This window comes from Flavobacterium pectinovorum, assembly GCF_900142715.1.
Lineage (GTDB): Bacteria > Bacteroidota > Bacteroidia > Flavobacteriales > Flavobacteriaceae > Flavobacterium > Flavobacterium pectinovorum.
This window is the reverse complement of sequence record NZ_FRBX01000002.1, coordinates 343,150-361,113: the sequence shown is the minus strand read 5'-3', so window position 1 is coordinate 361,113 and position 17,964 is coordinate 343,150. Positions and strand designations below refer to the sequence as shown.

17 protein-coding genes and 1 tRNA gene are annotated in these 17,964 nt (G+C 34.1%); 10 read left to right on the top strand and 8 right to left on the bottom strand.

The genetic code is table 11. The annotated features are described in order from the left end of the window. Positions 1-49: 49 nt before the first annotated feature. A complete protein-coding gene (gene rseP / locus BUE22_RS08185; RefSeq protein WP_073394535.1) occupies positions 50-1,393 on the bottom strand; it encodes an RIP metalloprotease RseP in 1,344 nt (447 codons plus the stop codon). A gap of 200 nt (positions 1,394-1,593) precedes the next feature. On the opposite strand from rseP, the gene namA reads away from it, so the two are divergent. From namA to BUE22_RS08140, 9 genes are all read left to right on the top strand, one after another. Continuing rightward, a complete protein-coding gene (gene namA / locus BUE22_RS08180) occupies positions 1,594-2,664 on the top strand; it encodes an NADPH dehydrogenase NamA (protein ID WP_073394534.1) in 1,071 nt (356 codons plus the stop codon). A 123-nt stretch (positions 2,665-2,787) separates the two neighbouring features. Further along, positions 2,788-3,846: a Gfo/Idh/MocA family oxidoreductase gene (locus tag BUE22_RS08175; protein WP_073394533.1), complete on the top strand. Its 1,059-nt coding sequence runs from the start codon at positions 2,788-2,790 to the stop codon at positions 3,844-3,846. Positions 3,847-4,139: 293 nt separating this feature from the next. Then, positions 4,140-5,354 (top strand): MFS transporter, encoded by a 1,215-nt coding sequence (locus tag BUE22_RS08170; protein WP_082036948.1) that lies wholly within the window; start codon positions 4,140-4,142, stop codon positions 5,352-5,354. A gap of 151 nt (positions 5,355-5,505) precedes the next feature. After that, positions 5,506-6,093 carry an RNA polymerase sigma factor gene (locus BUE22_RS08165; protein ID WP_073394532.1) on the top strand — a complete coding sequence of 196 codons (588 nt, stop codon included), beginning with the start codon at positions 5,506-5,508 and terminating at the stop codon, positions 6,091-6,093. Then, positions 6,077-6,472 carry a hypothetical protein gene (locus BUE22_RS08160; RefSeq protein ID WP_073394531.1) on the top strand — a complete coding sequence of 132 codons (396 nt, stop codon included), beginning with the start codon at positions 6,077-6,079 and terminating at the stop codon, positions 6,470-6,472. Before BUE22_RS08165 ends, BUE22_RS08160 begins: the two co-directional genes overlap by 17 nt. 89 nt (positions 6,473-6,561) lie before the next feature. Further along, positions 6,562-6,816, top strand: coding sequence for a hypothetical protein (locus BUE22_RS08155; protein ID WP_073394530.1), 255 nt, complete (start codon positions 6,562-6,564; stop codon positions 6,814-6,816). After that, the gene (locus BUE22_RS08150) at positions 6,774-7,115 is read left to right on the top strand and encodes a type II toxin-antitoxin system RelE/ParE family toxin (RefSeq protein ID WP_073394529.1); all 342 of its coding nucleotides are present in this window, start codon (positions 6,774-6,776) and stop codon (positions 7,113-7,115) included. Before BUE22_RS08155 ends, BUE22_RS08150 begins: the two co-directional genes overlap by 43 nt. Positions 7,116-7,322: 207 nt before the next feature. Next, on the top strand, positions 7,323-8,246 hold the full coding sequence (locus tag BUE22_RS08145) for a PfkB family carbohydrate kinase (protein WP_073394528.1): 924 nt from the start codon (positions 7,323-7,325) through the stop codon (positions 8,244-8,246). 79 nt (positions 8,247-8,325) lie between these two features. Further along, complete coding sequence (locus BUE22_RS08140; protein ID WP_073394527.1) at positions 8,326-10,224, top strand: amidophosphoribosyltransferase; 1,899 nt, start codon at positions 8,326-8,328, stop codon at positions 10,222-10,224. Between the two features lie 694 nt (positions 10,225-10,918). Here BUE22_RS08140 and BUE22_RS08135 read toward each other — a convergent pair. The 4 genes from BUE22_RS08135 to BUE22_RS08120 all read right to left on the bottom strand — a co-directional run bounded on the left by BUE22_RS08135 (position 10,919) and on the right by BUE22_RS08120 (position 14,584). Next, on the bottom strand, positions 10,919-11,527 hold the full coding sequence (locus BUE22_RS08135; RefSeq protein WP_042564798.1) for a superoxide dismutase: 609 nt from the start codon (positions 11,525-11,527) through the stop codon (positions 10,919-10,921). Between the two features lie 137 nt (positions 11,528-11,664). Then, entirely contained in the window at positions 11,665-12,339 is a 675-nt protein-coding gene (gene pth, locus BUE22_RS08130; RefSeq protein ID WP_073394526.1) for an aminoacyl-tRNA hydrolase, read from the bottom strand. Positions 12,340-12,911: 572 nt separating this feature from the next. Continuing rightward, positions 12,912-13,523: a 50S ribosomal protein L25/general stress protein Ctc gene (locus BUE22_RS08125; protein ID WP_047774772.1), complete on the bottom strand. Its 612-nt coding sequence runs from the start codon at positions 13,521-13,523 to the stop codon at positions 12,912-12,914. Between the two features lie 119 nt (positions 13,524-13,642). Continuing rightward, positions 13,643-14,584, bottom strand: coding sequence for a ribose-phosphate pyrophosphokinase (locus tag BUE22_RS08120; protein ID WP_042564801.1), 942 nt, complete (start codon positions 14,582-14,584; stop codon positions 13,643-13,645). A 229-nt stretch (positions 14,585-14,813) separates the two neighbouring features. Between BUE22_RS08120 and BUE22_RS08115 the strand changes: the two genes are divergently transcribed. Then, positions 14,814-14,893, top strand: a tRNA-Leu gene (locus BUE22_RS08115). Between the two features lie 181 nt (positions 14,894-15,074). Here the strand turns inward: BUE22_RS08115 and BUE22_RS08110 are convergent. From BUE22_RS08110 to BUE22_RS08100, 3 genes are all read right to left on the bottom strand, one after another. Continuing rightward, complete coding sequence (locus tag BUE22_RS08110; protein WP_073394525.1) at positions 15,075-15,539, bottom strand: OsmC family protein; 465 nt, start codon at positions 15,537-15,539, stop codon at positions 15,075-15,077. Positions 15,540-15,620: 81 nt separating this feature from the next. Beyond that, positions 15,621-16,499 carry an alpha/beta fold hydrolase gene (locus tag BUE22_RS08105; protein ID WP_073394524.1) on the bottom strand — a complete coding sequence of 293 codons (879 nt, stop codon included), beginning with the start codon at positions 16,497-16,499 and terminating at the stop codon, positions 15,621-15,623. A gap of 173 nt (positions 16,500-16,672) precedes the next feature. Further along, positions 16,673-17,857 carry an aldose epimerase family protein gene (locus tag BUE22_RS08100; RefSeq protein ID WP_073394523.1) on the bottom strand — a complete coding sequence of 395 codons (1,185 nt, stop codon included), beginning with the start codon at positions 17,855-17,857 and terminating at the stop codon, positions 16,673-16,675. Between the last annotated feature and the right edge of the window lie 107 nt (positions 17,858-17,964).

Sequence of the window (17,964 nt, the reverse complement as noted above, 5' to 3'; positions counted from 1 at the left end):
CGAATTTTTAATTTCCCAAAAATATTTTCACACTTTTTATCAAATATTTTTACTTGCCTACAATTGCCTTGTAAATATCGTTTCCGTTAGCAAACAAAAGCAGTGTGATAAGTAATACGAAACCAACCATTTGGGCGTTTTCAAGGAATTTATCACTTGGTTTACGGCCACTAATTATTTCGTATAATAAAAACATCACATGACCACCATCAAGCGCCGGAATTGGCAATAAATTCATAACTCCAAGCATAATCGACAATAAAGCCGTGATCGACCAGAACGTTTCCCAGCTCCATGAAGTCGGGAAAATGTTAAAAATCGCCGCAAAACCACCTACTTGTTTGTATGCTTTTGTTTCAGGATTAAAAATCATTTTCAATTGTTTTCCGTAACCTACTAATTGGTCTTTACCTTTTGTAAGTCCAACCGGAATAGATTCGAAAAAGCTGTATTCTTTTGTACTTATTTTATAGTAGCCTAATTTCTCCAGAGATTTAATATCCAAACCTCCAACAACAACACCTAATTTTGCGTCTTTAGAAACGTTTACAGTGATTGGAGTTTCTTTTAGGTCGCGTAATACAACCGCAGGAATAGATTTGCCTTTGTTAGCCTCTAAAATAACCTTTGCCTCATCAAAATATTTTACTTTTTGCCCATTCAGACTCACAATTAGATCTTTTGGTTTCAAAGCCGTATTTTTAGATTCTTCAGCAACTTTACCTACAACAAACGGCATTCTGATCCCTACAAGCAATCCTTTTTCATGTTTAGACAATTGATCTACAAAATCATTCGGAATATTGATTGTTTGTTGTTGTCCGTTTCTTTCAATCAAAACGTGTTTCGACATGATTACATTCATGTTCATATCGTTATCAAAATTCTCTACTTTTTTTCCATCAATAGAAATAATTTTATCACCGGTTCTAAAACCAGCTTTAATCATAGCAGGATTTTCAATATAAACACCATCTTTCAAATCAGAATTGGCTACATACGTATCGCCATAAGCAAATGCCATTCCGATATAAATAATAAAAGCCAGGATAAAGTTTACCGTAACTCCTCCCAACATGATAATCAAACGCTGCCATGCCGGTTTAGAACGAAATTCCCACGGCTGAGGTGGTAAAGCCATTTGTTCCTTGTCCATGCTTTCGTCGATCATTCCCGAAATTTTCACGTAGCCTCCAAGCGGCAGCCATCCAATTCCGTATTCAGTTTCGCCAATTTTCTTTTTTAGAAGCGAATATTTAACATCAAAAAATAAGTAAAATTTTTCAACTCTTGTTTTAAATAATTTTGCAGGAATAAAATGTCCTAATTCGTGAAGAATAATAAGTAAAGATAAACTCAATAGAAATTGAGAGAGTTTGATAACTATATCCATTTTGTATTTTTAGTTCGTAATTTAACGCACAAAAGTAACGTTTCTATTTTAATTTGATAGTGCAAGATAATACATAAGGTTTTAAATGTTTGTTAATTAATAAACATTTAGATTTCTTGTTTTACGAAGAAGCTTTAACTTTACTTTTTTAAACGCTATCGTACCTAATAGGTAGCCCAAATTCATTAAAAGTTACAACTATGGCTTCAAAATTGTTTTCTCCGCTTACTATAAAAAAAATCACTTTAAAAAACAGGATCGTTATTTCGCCAATGTGTCAATATTCCTCAGTTGACGGATTTGCAAACGATTGGCATTTGGTTCATTTAGGAAGCCGTGCCAGCGGCGGAGTTGGCTTGATTATTCAGGAAGCCACAGCGGTTTCTCCAGAGGCTAGAATTTCTCCTTCAGACTTAGGAATCTGGAAAGACGAACACATTGAGAAACTAAAAACAATCAACGAATTTATTGTTTCTCAAAATGCAATTCCCGGAATTCAGTTGGCACATGCAGGTCGAAAAGCAAGTGTTTCGGCACCGTGGATGGGCAATAAAAAGTTAGACTTCGTTCATGGAGGATGGCAAACTGTTGCGCCAAGTGCAATCGCTTATCATGAAGATGAACCTTTTCAACCGGAAGCTTTAGACAAAACGGGCATTCAAAAAGTAATTGAAGATTTTAAAGCAGCCACAAAAAGAGCTGTCGAAGCCGGATATCAGGTTATGGAAATTCATGGTGCACACGGTTATTTATTGCACCAGTTTTTATCACCATTAACCAATACAAGAACAGATGAATATGGTGGAAGTTTCGAAAACCGAATCCGTTTTACTTTAGAAATTCTGGAAGCAGTTCAATCAGAATGGCCATCAGATTTGCCTTTGTTTATTCGAATTTCAGCCACAGATTGGGCAGAAGGCGGATGGAATCCGGAAGAATCTGTAAAACTTTCGAAAATATTAAAAGAAAAAGGAGTTGATTTAATTGATGTTTCGTCTGGAGGATTGGTTTCACATCAGCAAATTCAGTTAAAGCCCGGTTATCAGGTTGAATTTGCAGAAAAAATTAAAAACGAAGCTGCTATTTTAACCGGAGCAGTTGGTTTAATTACAGAAGCAAATCAAGCAGAAGAAATTTTACAGAACAATCAGGCCGATTTAGTTCTATTCGCCAGAGAATCGCTAAGAGATCCAAATTTGCCTTTGCATTTCGCCAAAGAGCTAAACGAAGATATCCTTTGGCCAAAACAATACGCACGCGCTAAAGTTTAACTAAACATAAATATTTTTAAGTTGAACCATTAAGAGATTAAGAAAATTAAGTTCAAAGCTTAATGAAACTTAATATCTTAATGGTAGAAAAAAATTAAACTTTATTTTGATAAAAATTATATCATGCAAAAAATAAAAACAGCACTATTATCATACGGAATGTCGGGGAAAGTTTTTCACGCTCCGTTTTTAGATATTCATGAAGGATTTGAATTATTAGGTTCTTGGGAAAGAAGCAAAAAACTCATTCAGGAAGATTATCCAGCCGTAAAAAGTTATCCAACAATCGATGATTTACTGACAGATGATGTCGATTTGGTTATCGTAAATACACCCGTGGGAACACATTATGAATATGCTAAAAAAGTGCTTTTGGCCGGAAAACATGCCGTTGTCGAAAAAGCCTTTACTACAACTGTGTCTGAAGCCGAAGAATTAGCCAAAATTGCCAAAGAAAAAGGATTAAAATTAGCCGTTTTCCAAAACAGAAGATGGGACAGCGATTTTAAAACAATTCAGAAAGTAATTAATGATGGTGTTTTGGGAGATTTAGTCGAAGTAGAATTTCATTTTGACAGATATAATCCGTTATTAAGTCCGAAAGCACACAAAGAAACCGTAAATGACGGAGCAGGAATACTCAAAGATTTAGGGCCGCATTTAATCGATCAGGCAGTATGTTTGTTTGGTTCTCCAAAGTCGGTTTTTGGTGATATTCGTTACACCAGAGAAAATTCATTGGTCGATGACTGGATCGATTTGTTGCTGATTTATGAAGATTTCAGAGTCCGTTTAAAAGCCAGTTTTTTTGTTAGAGAAGCCAATCCTGCCTATACAATTCATGGTAAAAAAGGCTCATTCTTAAAACCTCGTGGTGATGTTCAGGAAGATGAATTGAAACTGGGCAAAAAACCTAATTTAAAAGACTGGGGGACAGAACCGGAAATCTTTCAGGGGCTTTTGCATACAGAAATTAACGGAGAATTAGTTCGCGACAGAATACCAACACTTCAGGGGAATTATTTTTCGTTTTTTGATGGTGTTTACGATTCAATTGCAAACAATAAAACAGAGCCTGTTACAGCACAAGATGGTGTAAAAGTAATGCAGATTATCGAAGCTGCAATTGCAAGTAATGCAGAGCGAAAAGTGATTAATTTGCCCACGGATTTGGCCGATTAAACGGATTGTCGCTGATTTTTCTTTTGAAAATTTTATTATCAATAAAAAAAATGACGCACTGCTGTATACCTCTACAAATAATATTGTCATTATATGACTAGTTTTTTGCCACAGATTAATCGGATTGAAAAGATTAAAAATCAGCGACAATCCGTTTAATCTGTAAAATCCGTGGGCAAAAAGCTCACAATTTATAAACAATAACGTTATAAATAGACGAACAACGGGAGATAAATAGTCTATAAAGAAGGTTTTTATTATTTTTATAGTGCCAAACCCAAAAACCGTAAGCTTTGATAGATTTTAATCCGTTATCACTTTTCCAGACCAAAGGGAAAATCAAGAAAGTATTTAGAGAAGCAAAAGCCTCTTATTTAAAACGAATTCGATTTGCTGTCGGAATGTTTTATTTTGGAATGGGATTGAGTTTTGCAACCTGGGCTAGCCGAATTCCGGACATCAAAACCGCCTTGCATTTAACCGAAGGTGATTTAGGATCTATACTTTTTGCGCTTCCGGTGGGGCAGTTAATTATTATGCCTTTTTCAGGAAAAATGGTCACGAAATTCGGCAGTCATCGCATTTTGGTTTTCTCCTTAATTATGTACGTTTTATGTCTGGTTAATTTAGGATTGGCAACAACGGCATTGCAATTATCATTAGGTTTATTTCTATTCGGAATCTTTGGAAACTTAGCCAATATTGCTGTAAATACACAAGGTGTTTATACCGAAGTACTTTTCAAAAAAACAATCATGTCGGCATTTCATGGCATGTGGAGTTTCGCCGGATTCACAGGTGCTTTGGTTGGTTTAGGCATGTTGGCTCTAAATCTTACACCATTACATCATTTTATAATTGTGGGCGTTGTAGTATTACTTATGGTCGCTTTTAATTTTAAATTTTTGGTCAGAGCCAAAGAAAAGATAAAAAATAAAACAGAATCTAAAAAACGATTTACGAAGCCGGATAGCGCCTTGCTTTGGCTTGGTGTAATAGGTTTTTGCAGCATGGCCAGCGAAGGTGTAATGTTCGACTGGAGCGGTGTTTATTTTAAAGATATTGTACAGGCACCGGGACCTTTGGTAGTTTTAGGATATACCTCATTTATGATTACAATGGCAAGTGGAAGATTTTTAGGCGACGGATTAATCAATAAATTTGGTCGCGAACGCGTCATGCAAATTAGCGGTGTCATGATTTCTGCCGGACTTTTTACCGCCGTTTTTCTTCCTTATATTGTTCCGTGTACGATTGCTTTTATGGCAGTTGGTTTAGGCGTTGCTACAATTGTGCCTACTGTTTATAGTATGGCAGGAAAAAACCCAACCGTTCCGCCGGGAGAAGCTTTAACCATAGTTTCGAGCGTAAGTTTCCTAGGATTCCTTATGGGGCCACCCATAATTGGTCATATCGCTCAAAATTTCGGACTGCAATTTTCCTTTGCTTTTATAGGGATTTTCGGGGTTTTGATTGCCTTTATGGTTTCTAAGATTAGGACTACTTAATCTTATAATACTATTATATAATTGAACTTTGTCTAAAATATTTCTATTTATAATTTTAACCATGAATTTGTACCGTTAATAATTTGTTCTAAATTGAAATTTATTTTCAAATGATTGTAACCTAATTACAATAACCGTCGTCCTATATAATATGAGTACTTTAGAAGATCAGTATTATATCGATAAAATTCTGCAGGGCGAAACAAATGCGTTTGCCGTGCTGGTGGACCGTTATAAAAATATGATTTTTACTTTGGCACTCAAAATGATTAAAAACAGAGAAGAAGCCGAAGAAGTTGCTCAGGATACTTTTATCAAAGCTTATAATTCTTTAGCGAAGTTTAAAGGTGATTCTAAGTTTTCGACATGGATCTACAGAGTAGCTTATAATACGTGTTTAGATCGCTTGAAGAAAAATAAAAAAGAAGACAATAATATTTCGATAGATGAATTTTCGGCACATTTAATTAAAACAATGGATAATGCTTTGAGTGCTTTAGAAGATAAAGAACGAAAGCAGACGATTCAGAATTGTTTGAATTTGCTGCCAAGGGAAGAGAATTTCCTGCTAACTTTATTTTATTTTGAAGAGCAGAGTTTAGAAGAAATCGGAAAAATCATGAATATTAATGCTAATAATGTCAAAGTAAAATTATTTAGAAGCCGACAAAAATTAGCTGTAATTTTGAAAAAGCAATTAGAACCAGAACTATTAGATTATTATGAAAGAGAGCGATAAAAATATAGAAAATCTTATTGATAAAATGATGGCTGAAAATACTTTGGAGTCACCATCTATGGACTTTACTTCAAAAATAATGGCTCAGGTTCTGGTAGCAGAAAAAAGTAAAGCTAAAAGCTACAAACCTTTAATTTCTAAAACAATCTGGATTTTAATTGGTTTTGGTTTAATTTCCTTAATTGTTTACGCATCACTTTTTTCAGGAACTCAATCTAATTTGGTAATTGATAAATCTTATACAGAAAAATTCTCTGCTGTCTTTTCAGGAATCCATCTCTCAAAAAATATTTTATATGCTGTCCTGATTGTGCCTTTTATGATTTTAATTCAGGTTGGTGTTTTGAAGAATTATTTTGATAAGAAGTATGAGTTGTAAAGTTGTTAAATCTGACTAAAAACTTTTAAAATCAATAATTGTGAATTTTATTTATCGTAATTTTGTATTGTTCATTAATTTAAAAGAAAATGATACAGAAAACCATTACTCCTAAAGATAAAATTGTGAATCTTTCTTTTGAGATTCCAAAAAATTACATTGGAAAAGTCCTGAAAGTATCTATTGATTTTGAGAATGAAACCGATCAAATTGAAAACAATTTATCTAAAGAAGATTTTGCAGAATGGATAAAAACTGCTGAAAATACTTCAACAATGTCTTTAGAAAAGTTTAATGAAAGATGGGAAGAGAAAAAACTCAAAATCCAAAACAATATACGTTAGATATATCGGAGAGGTATTTCCAAAATTTAGAAGAGATTGTTGATTATATTGCCTTCGTAAAACATCAACCCCTAAATTCAATTAAAATTGGTAATGGAATAAATAAGGTTATGAACAAAATAGTTCATGATCCACTAATTTATGCTCAATGTGAAAACTTACCGACAAAAAATAAAATCTACAGAGAAGCTGCCTACAAAACATGGCTTATTATATTTAAAATCAAAAATAATCATGTTACCATTCTTGGCGTTTTAAGTGGGAAAAGAAAAATTTCTTCTTTTAGAAAACTGAAATAAATATTGAAGATTTTTTCAATTAAATATTGCAATTTAAATCCTAAAACCTTATTTTAAGCACTCCAAAAAATATAATTTAACCAATTCATTTACAATAGTTTTAGCCCCGCAAACGATATTGTTTTTTTATGAAAATTTTGCGAACCTAAACCGTTGCAATATTGTAACTTATGAAGTATCTTTGCACCCTAATTCGAAATTCATAAAATGAATAAATTATTGATTGTTGGAACGGTTGCTTTCGACGCGATTGAAACTCCTTTCGGAAAAACAGATAAAATTTTAGGTGGTGCTGCAACGTACATTGGTTTATCGGCATCATTTTTTAACTTACAATCGGCCATTGTTTCTGTAGTTGGCGACGATTTTCCACAAGAACATTTAGACCTTTTAACTTCAAAAAATATTGATATCTCTGGTATCGAAATTGTAAAAGGCGGAAAAACCTTTTTCTGGAGCGGTTTGTATCACAACGATCTAAACTCAAGAGATACTCTTGTTACAGAATTAAACGTTTTGGCTGACTTTCAACCAAAAGTTCCTCAAAATTATAAAGATGCTGATGTTGTGATGTTAGGAAACTTACATCCTTTAGTACAAAGCAGTGTTTTGGATCAAATGGAGAAAAAACCAAAATTGGTAGTTTTAGATACTATGAATTTTTGGATGGATTGTGCTTTACCGGAATTATTAGAAGTAATTAAACGTGTAGATGTTATTACAATCAATGATGAAGAAGCAAGACAACTTTCAGGAGAATATTCATTAGTAAAAGCTGCGGCTAAAATCCAGGAAATGGGGCCAAAATATGTGGTGATCAAAAAAGGAGAACACGGCGCACTTTTATTCCACAATAGAGAAGTATTTTTTGCACCGGCATTACCATTAGAAGATGTTTTTGATCCAACAGGAGCCGGAGACACTTTCGCAGGTGGTTTTTCAGGATTTATTGCACAAAGCGAAAACATTTCGTTTGGCAACATGAAAAATGCAATAATTTACGGTTCGAATTTAGCTTCATTTTGTGTGGAGAAATTTGGAACCGAAAGGATGGAAACATTAAGCAAAGCTGAAGTAGCGATTCGATTACAGCAATTTAAATCGTTAACTCAGTTTGACATAGAAATATAATGCCCGAAAGCCTCGATAACACGGGGCTTTTTTATTACGTTAATACACACAACTTACAACAACACAAATACAAAACACAATGAGCGACGCGTTAAAACACGAATGTGGTATAGCCTTAGTTAGACTTCTGAAACCGCTTGAATATTACAAAGAAAAATACGGATCTGCTTTTTACGGAATACAAAAAATGTATCTGATGATGGAAAAGCAGCACAACCGTGGTCAGGATGGTGCAGGTTTTGCAAGCATCAAACTAGATGTTGATCCGGGACAACGATACATCAGCAGAGTTCGTTCGAATCATGCACAGCCAATTCAGGATGTTTTTGCCCAAATCAACGATCGTATCAATGAAGAGTTAGGTGCTCATCCGGAATATGCAGATGATGTTGCCGCTCAAAAAGCAAACATTCCTTATATAGGAGAATTGTTTTTAGGTCATGTTCGTTACGGAACCTTCGGAAAAAACAGCATCGAAAGTGTTCATCCATTTTTGCGTCAAAGTAACTGGATGCACCGTAATTTGATTTTGGCAGGGAACTTTAATATGACGAATGTTAAAGAACTTTTCGAAAACTTAGTGGAACTTGGTCAACATCCAAAAGAAATGGCCGATACTGTGACAGTAATGGAAAAGATTGGACATTTCTTAGATAAAGAAGTAATGCAATTATACCAAGACTGTAAAGGAGAAGGTTATTCTAAAAGAGAAGCTTCTCCGGTAATCGCAGACCGATTGGATATTGCAAAAATATTAGCACGCTCTGCAAAAAATTTAGACGGAGGTTACGCAATGGCCGGATTATTAGGTCATGGTGATGCTTTTGTTTTTAGAGATCCAGCCGGAATTCGTCCTGCTTATTTTTATCAGGATGATGAAGTGGTGGTTGTTGCTTCTGAGCGACCTGTAATTCAAACCGTATTTAATGTTCCGTTTGAAAGCGTTCAGGAAATTGAGCCGGGAAATGCTTTGATTATCAAGAAAAGCGGAAAAGTTTCCATGGAACAAATTTTGGAACCAACCGTGAAAAAAGCATGTTCTTTCGAAAGAATCTATTTCTCAAGAGGAAGTGATGCAGAAATTTATCAGGAACGTAAAAACTTAGGAAAATTAATTTTACCTGCAGTTCTTAAATCAATTGACAGTGATACAGATAATACTGTTTTCTCTTATATTCCAAATACTGCCGAAACTTCATTTTATGGTTTGGTTGAAGCAGCTCAGGATTTCTTAAATCAGAGAAAAAATAATTATATTCTGGAAAACAGAAATACGCTTACAGCTGAAACGTTGCAAGAATTATTGGCTGTAAAAATTCGTACTGAAAAAGTTGCTATTAAAGATGCTAAACTAAGAACTTTCATTACAGAAGACAGCAGCCGTGATGATTTGGTAGCACACGTTTATGATGTAACATACGGCGTTATCAAACCAACAGATAATTTGGTTATTATTGATGATAGTATCGTACGTGGTACAACATTAAAAATGAGTATCATTAAAATGATGGATCGTTTAAAACCAAAACGTATTGTAATCGTTTCATCGGCACCACAAATTCGTTACCCTGATTGCTACGGAATTGACATGGCGAAACTAGAAGGTCTTGTTGCTTTTAGAGCAGCTCTTGCTTTATTGAAAGAAAGAAATCTATACCATATAGTTGATGAAGTTTATACAAAATGTAAAGCTCAGGAAAATTATCTTGATGCAGATGTTGTAAATTATGTAACCGCAATTTATGACCAATTTACTCCTGAAGAAATTTCAGATAAAATTGCAGAAATGTTAAGCTCTCCGGAAATTAATGCTGAAGTAAAAATTATATTCCAAAAGGTGGAAGATTTACATATTGCCTGTCCTAAAAATCTTGGAGACTGGTATTTCACAGGAGACTATCCAACTCCTGGTGGAAACCGTGTTGTAAACAGAGCATTCATGAATTTTTATGAAGGTAAAGACGCACGAGCGTATTAAAAAAATACTAACAAAAGGTTAAATTGTGCACTTTATCGGTTTTTTTTGCCGTTCATCCCATATGTTTGGCAAAATCGCACATCTAAGATACTTTTGGGATACCATAACATTAGTAGGTTAAGTTTATGGTAGATTTGGGGCAAAAAGGGTGGAAGAAATTCCACCTTTTTTATTGGAATAAACTCAAACACACTCCAATAAGTTTGGTCAAAGTAAGAAATTACGTATTTCATCGGGTTTATTTGCACTTCGTCTAGAATATTTGTGAAATCGATATAGCTATTATATATTTACTATACCATAACATTAGTAGGTTAAGTATATGGTAGATTTGGGGCAAAAAGGGTGAAAGAAATTTCACCTTTTTTATTGGAATAAACTCAGCAAGCGATCAAAGGTAAGAAAATACGCATTTCATCGATTATATTTGCACTTCATCTAAAATAGTTGGTATTACAATTTAACTATTCTATTTTTATAATACCATTACATTAGTAGGTTAAGTATATGGTAGATTTGGGGCAAAAAGGGTGGAAGAAATTCCACCTTTTTTATTTTACAATTATAGAGAATAGAACAAAGAAAATAGAATAAAGATTGTTGAACATTTTAACTATCTGACAAAAAAAAGACGGACAGCTATCAAGCCATCCGTCTTTTTTCTTTACTCTTTATTCTATTATCTTGCTTGAGACTATTTCTCTAAAGCATATCTTCTTGCAACTTCTGTCCAGTTAATTACATTAAAAAAAGCTTCGATGTAATCTGGTCTTCTGTTTTGATAATTTAAATAATAAGCATGCTCCCAAACATCCATTCCTAAAATTGGAGTTCCACCACAACCAACTTCCGGCATTAATGGATTGTCCTGATTTGGAGTTCCGCAAACATCTAATTTTCCACCTTTTTGTACACATAACCAAGCCCATCCTGAACCAAATTGTGTTGCACCAGCTTTAGCAAATTTTGCTTTAAACTCTTCAAAAGTTCCAAAAGAAGATTCAATAGCAGCCAACAAATCACCTGTTGGTAATCCGCCACCGTTTGGAGTCATTACAGTCCAGAATAAATTGTGGTTGTAAAAACCTCCACCATTGTTACGAACTGCTGCGTTTGATTTATCTAGGTTGATTAAGATGTTTTCGATAGTTTTTCCTTCCAAATCTGTACCAGCGATTGCAGCGTTAAGATTTGTTGTGTATGCATTATGATGTTTTGAATGGTGAATTTCCATTGTACGTGCATCAATATGTGGTTCTAATGCATCATATGCATAAGGTAATTGTGGTAATTCAAAAGCCATGATATTTGATTTTATGGTTTATAATAATTTATCCCAAATTTAAACATTTAACTTTGGAATAGAAAATACTATTTCGTTATAATTCAATTTAATTAATCGATTATTTGGTTTTTTAATACCTAAATAGTTGGAAATCTTTATTTTCCATTAAAAGTTGTCATGGTATTTTCTAAACCCGCAGTTCCGAAAGATTTTATAATTTCTGAAGCAACTTCCAAACGTTCGGGTAATTTTGCTTTTTCTTCTTCATCCCAATCTCCTAAAACATAATCGATTTGCTGTCCCTTTTTAAACTGATCACTAATACCAAATCTAAAACGGGTATATTGTTGTGTGTTTAAAACAAGGTTGATGTTTTTAAGTCCGTTATGCCCCCCGTCACTACCTTTTGGCTTGATTCGGATGGTTCCAAAAGATAAATTTAAATCGTCTGTAATCACCAAAATATTTTCTAGCGGAATGTTTTCTTTATCCATCCAATATTTTACGGCTTTTCCGCTTAAATTCATGTAAGTGTTTGGTTTAAGCAGAAAAAAAGATCTTCCTTTAAATTTGTATTCGGCCAAAGCTCCCAATTTTACGGTTTCGAAAGAAAGACTTTCTTTTTTGGCTAAAAAATCAAGGACTTTAAATCCTATATTATGTCTTGTATTTACGTATTCGGCACCAATATTACCAAGTCCTACGATTAAATATTTTTTACTCACGCTTTTTATATTGTTTTTTTGGTGTTCGTGAACCTCCGGTTTCATATTGTCTGTGTTCTCTTCTTTTTGTGTTGATGAAAACAGTTTTGTTATCCATTTTATCATGATGCAAAAATAAACTTAATTAGGGAATGTGCCAATTGGTTAATTAGATAATTATTCTTAACCGCAAAGCGCGCGAAGAATGGAACGCGGATGACGCGGATTAAGCAGATTTCCGCAGATTTTTATTTATAAACTTTGTCAGACTGAGCGGAGTCGAGGTTCCGCAAAGTATTTCAATTTAGATTGTCGAGTTTCTTGCGAGACTTCGACTCCGCTCAGTTTGACAATACTGTAGACTTTTATAACTTAGAACCTTAGTATCTTAGCAACTTAGAATCTTATAAAAACTAAATCTCTGGCTAGCCCTGACAGCAGCGGCATCCTTTTTCTGGCTTCTTTAGCCAGGAAAAAGATATAGCGGATGGCAGGAACGTTGGGCCTTGAAAAACTTTGAATGTTCTGCTCCTGAAAAATTTGAAAATTAGATATTTAGAAAATGTGTCAATTAGATAATTATACCTAACCACAAAATTCGCTAAGAATTCCATCTTAGAATCTCAGTAACCTAGAATCTTATCAAAAAAAAAGCACCAATCTTTCGATTGATGCTTTTTGTATTGATTTGAAAAAAATTATTTTTTCTTTCCTTTTGCAGGAGCTTTTGCAGCTTTTGCAGCTTCTTGAGCAGCTTTCATAGCAGCACGAGAAATTCTTACCTGAGCTACAACTGTATTGTCAGGGTGCATCACTTTGTATTCTGGGCTACCAACTTTAGTAACGTACAATTTGTTACCCATTTCAAGTGGAGTAATGTCAGCTTCAACAAAATCAGGAAGATCTTTAGGTAAAGCTTTAACTTTTAATTTACGAGTGTTCAAACGTAAAACACCACCTGCAAGAACACCTTTAGATGTACCAACGATTTTTACAGGAACTTCCATAGTGATTTCTTTATCATCAAATAATTGAAAGAAGTCAATATGTAAAATTTTATCAGATACCGGGTGAACCTGAATGTCTTGCAAAATTGCATTGAATGATTTTCCTTTTCCAAGCTCAATCACAACTGTGTGTGCGTTTGGAGTGTAAACCAAGTTTTTGAATGCCGCAGCGTCCGCTGAGAAATGTACTGCCTGATTTCCTCCGTATAACACGCAAGGAACCGCTCCAGCATTACGTAAGGCTTTAGTTGACACTTTGCCCACGCTTTCTCTTTCTGATCCTTTAATTGTAATCGATTTCATTGTAAAAAAATATAGTTATTAATAAATATTCTAATTTGCTATAAGCTTTAAGCAATATGCTTTAGGCTTTTTGTAATAGTGAAATAGCTTACGGCTTAAAGCCTAAAGCATATTGCTTCTTACATTATAAATTTTCCACTGATGGAATTGTTGTGGTGCACCATGTGCATAACTTCAGCAAAAAGAGGTGCACAACTCACTACTCTAATTTTGTTTGATTCTTTCTTTAACGGGATAGAATCGGTAACTATTAATTCGCTTAATTTCGAATTTTCAATTTTTTCGTAAGCGCCGCCTGATAAAATAGCGTGTGTACAAATTGCTCTAACGCTTAATGCTCCTTTTTCGATCATTAAATCTGCCGCTTTTGCTAATGTTCCACCAGTATCGATCATGTCGTCTACTAATATTACGTTACGACCTTTTACTTCACCTATTAGCTCCATAGTGTCGATAACGTTGGCTGCTTTTCTTTGTTTATAACAGATTACTACATCTGATTCTAAAAACTTAGAGTAAGCATATGCTCTTTTTGAACCTCCCATATCTGGAGATGCAATTGTTAGATTTTCTAAATTTAAACTCTGCACATATGGCAAAAAGATGGTTGATGCAAATAAATGATCTACCGGCTTTTCAAAGAATCCCTGAATTTGATCTGCGTGCAAATCCATTGTCATGATTCTTGTTGCTCCTGCAGCGGTTAGTAAATTAGCTACTAACTTTGCTCCAATCGGAACTCTTGGTTTGTCTTTTCTATCCTGTCTTGCCCAACCAAAATAAGGCATAACAGCTGTAATATGTCTTGCTGATGCGCGTTTTGCAGCATCAATCATTAGTAATAATTCCATCAAATTATCAGCAGATGGAAAAGTTGAGCACACGATAAAAACGCGTAATCCTCTGATTGACTCTTCGTAAGATGGCTGAAATTCTCCATCACTATACGTTGACATCGTTACTTTGCCTAGTGGAATTCCGTATTGTTCGGCAATTTTCTCTGCAAGATAAACACTTTTTGAACAAGCAAAAATTTTAGCTTCTGGTTCTAGGTGCGACATTATAATTTGTTGTTTTGTAGTTAGTTGTGTGTGCGTCGTTTTAACGAGGTGCAAATTTAGAAAATTTATTGGAGACTGAAAGGAAAAATTTAAGTATTTTTAGTAGAACATTTAATTTAATTTTTTACATTTGCACCGTGTTAAAGGAATAAGCACAGTTATGACATCATAATCACTTATTCTATTGCGTTAAAATAACTGATTTATTAGTTGTTTTTTCGTCTGCTAAGCCCGGATGGCGGAATTGGTAGACGCGCTGGTCTCAAACACCTGTGGGAAACCGTGCCGGTTCGACTCCGGCTCCGGGTACAAAAACCTCTTCTTTCGAAGAGGTTTTTTTGGTTTTAGGAAGAATCTTATCTTGCTTACAGATTAATACAAACTTTTCGCAATACATATAGCCAATGGTTTCAACCGTGGGACACAATATATATATTCAAACCGTATCCCACGGTTGAAACCGCGGGCTATGTTTTACAACAATATTCATTTAAATGGCTTCACAACTCGCCTCATGTAAAACAGGAAAATTGCAAGAATTAGCGATAAAACACAATTGATTTGCCTTTGTATGAAGTTCAATTGCTAAATCAATTTTATCTTGATTCGAAATTTTTACTTTTGGATTTAACAGAACCTCAACAAAACGCCCGCTCCCATCTGGATTAACTTCGAGTGTTGCTTCGGCATTATCTGAATATTCCAAAATTTCTATTCCGTTTTGAGAACATACATATAAATAGGACATCATGTGGCAGGAAACCAAACTGCTCAATAATAAATCTTCTGGATTGTATAATTCCGGATCGCCTTTGAACGCTTTTGCTGCCGAAACATTTAAAACTGGTTTACCTTCAATAACAATTTTATGGCTTTTACTATAGAATTTTGAAGCTGATTGTTCGGGATTTGGGCTTGAAGCCCAATTTAATTCTGCTTTGAATAGATGTTTCATTTTATTTTTGTTTTCTATGTTTTAATAAATGATCTAGCAAAGAGACACAGTTACCAGAAAAATAAAACTTTAAATCTGCTTTTATTTACCCCATTTAGTCCAATCTGAATCTGGTCTTTTAAACGGTTCTGATAAAAACTTATTTGCTAATGCATTAAATACTTCCGGACTTGAAGCCGGTGCAAAATGAGTTTCGCCAGGCATAATACATAACTGTGCCTTAGGTATATTTTCAAAAATTTCTACCGAATGTTCATTTTTAATAATGTCTTTATCTCCTGCTATTATAAGTACTTTTGCTTTAATTTTTGATAAATCTTTAGTTGCAATATTAGGCTGATCTACTAAAAGTCCGGCAAGCTGTTTTTGTAGATTCCAATTCTCACTAGTGTCTTTCGCTTTAATTTTTGACACAATCATTTTTCTCATGTTCTGCACATCATTTGTAGCCCATGAATTAACAGCTGTAGCATCAGGTCTTAAATTTGCCCCCATCGCCACAATTTTCTTTATTTTTGACTTACCAGAAATACCCATTTGTAAACCAACAATTCCACCATCACTCCATCCAATAATACTTATCGAATCTAGTTTTAAGCGATTAACTAATTCCTCTATATCATTTGTAATCTGAACGTATGTTAAAGAATCTGTTTTCAACTCCGATTTACCTTGGCCTCTATTATCAGCAACAATAACTCTGTATTTACTTTTAAAATAATCGATTTGATTTCCCATTGATTCAATACTTCCTCCATTTCCATGAATCAATAACAAAGGTTCACCTTTTCCATATTCTTCATAATAGATTTTAGCTCCATTAATTTCAGTAAATTTTCCAACAGCGGTATTTTTACCATAAGGCGTGTCAAATTTATAATTCATCTGAACCTGAGCACTTCCTATTGCACCTATAGAATAGATTAATAAAAGAAGTAATAATTTAATTGGTTTTTTCATAAGTAAGAGGTTTTTTTTAGATAGTTATCTCCCAAATGTAAGAAAAAATAGCACGAATTAACAAGGTCTATTTTATAGTTATTCATCTTCGTTATTTACAAATAAAAAAACCTCGAAAGCATAACTTTCGAGGTTTCTTAGAGAATTACTAACTAATTAACATAATTCCAAAACTATTTCTGAACAGAGAATTTGAAAGTAGTTTTAGTTTTATAATTTTCTCCCGGGTTTAAAACCGTTGTCGGGAAGTTTTTCTGGTTTGGAGAATCCGGATAATGTTCTGTTTCTAAACATAAACCGGTTCTGTGTGCGAATGTTCCGCCGTTTGGTATTGGCAGCGTTCCGTCAAGGAAATTTCCTGAGTAAAACTGAATTCCTGGTTCGTCTGTTGTCATTTCCAGAATTCTTCCGCTTGCTGCGTGATACACTTTTACTATGATTGTTTTTCCTTTTTCAGGATTGTTCAATACCCAACAGTGATCGTAACCTTTTCCTCTTTCTAACTGCTCATTTTTAGCATTGATATCTTTTCCAATTAATTTTGGTTTTCTGAAATCGAAAGGCGTATTGGCAACATCATCTAATTTTCCTGTCGGAATTAAAGTCGCATCAACCGGAACTAATTTATCTGCATTCAAAGTCAGTTCATGATCTAAGATTGTTTTTGTGAAATCTCCGGATAAGTTGAAATAAGAATGTTGCGTTAAATTCACAACCGTTTTCTTATCTGTCGTTGCTTCATATAATACTTCTAATTGATTATCATTTGTCAATGTATACGTTACAAAAACTTTTAAATTTCCAGGATAACCTTCTTCCATATCTTTACTTAAATAAGATAATTTCAAAGTTGCCGCATCTCCGGATTTTACCTCATCAGCTTTCCAAACCACATTAAAATATCCCTGCGGTCCACCGTGCAAAGCATTTGGAGCATTGTTGATTGCCAACTGATATTCCTTTTCGTCTAAAGTAAATTTTCCTTTAGCAATTCGGTTTCCGTATCTTCCGATTAAAGCTCCAAAAAAAGGATTCGCTTTTTCGTATTGAGCCAAATTATCAAATCCGATTACCACATTTTCCGAAACACCTTCTTTATTTGGCACTTTTAAATCTGTAATTCTTCCACCAAAAGTGATGATATCAACTTCCATCCCATTTTGGTTTTTCAATTTATAACTGTCGACTTTTTCTCCTTTTGCAGTTGTTCCGTAAGAAGATTTCTCAATTGTAACCGTCGCTTTTTTATCTGAAGAAACTGTAGTGTCATCCATTTTTTTATCGTTTTTGCATTGAACTGAAATAAAAGCCAAACTCAGTAGGCCAATTCCAAAAATATAACGTTTTAATACATTCATAAATGATATTTTTAATTGGTTAAATGTTAGATGTTAAAAGTTAAAAGTAGCAATTATAAATCAAAATAAAAACCTCTGAACCTTTGCCACTTTTAACCTTTGTACCT